1 protein-coding gene is annotated in these 591 nt (G+C 48.6%); it reads left to right on the forward strand.

Going from position 1 to position 591, the window contains the following annotated elements; genetic code table 11:
- Positions 1-591: PhoX family protein (locus R8O11_RS29565; protein ID WP_318195170.1), on the forward strand; the 591-nt coding region annotated here is incomplete at both ends.

Here is a 591-nt window from a genome sequence, read left to right on the forward strand (position 1 = left end):
GTTGTGCTTTCGGTAAGCTAGAAGCAGGCAAACCCGTAGTATTTTACTCAGGTCATGATTCTCGTTTTGAATACCTTTACAAGTTCGAGTCTGCAGCGGCTTGGGATCCTGCTGATGCAAATCCTGCGAATCGCTTGGCGACGGGCGACAAGTACATGGACGAAGGCACACTTTACGTTGCGCGTTTCAATGAAGACAGCACAGGTACTTGGTTGCCACTAACGCTTGATAGTGTGACGACATCTGGTGGCACGCTTGCTGATCATTTTAACTCGTTAGCGGAAATTATCATTAATACGGCTGGCGCGGCTGACCTTGTTGGCGCAACGCCAATGGATCGTCCTGAATGGTGTTCGGTTGACCCGTTCACAGGCTCTGTATACCTCACGCTAACCAATAACACGCGCCGCACAGACGAAACGAATCCAGCAAATCCGCGCTTAAACAACAAGTTTGGTCACGTTATTCGTTGGGATGAAGGCACTTCTGCGACAGACTTTACTTGGGATATCTTTGTCTTTGGTTCGCCTGCAAATGGTGATGCAGACACAAACCGTTCTGGCTTGAATGAGTTTAACCAGTTTGCAAGTC

It is taken from the genome of Vibrio sp. 1288 (genome assembly GCF_033344475.1).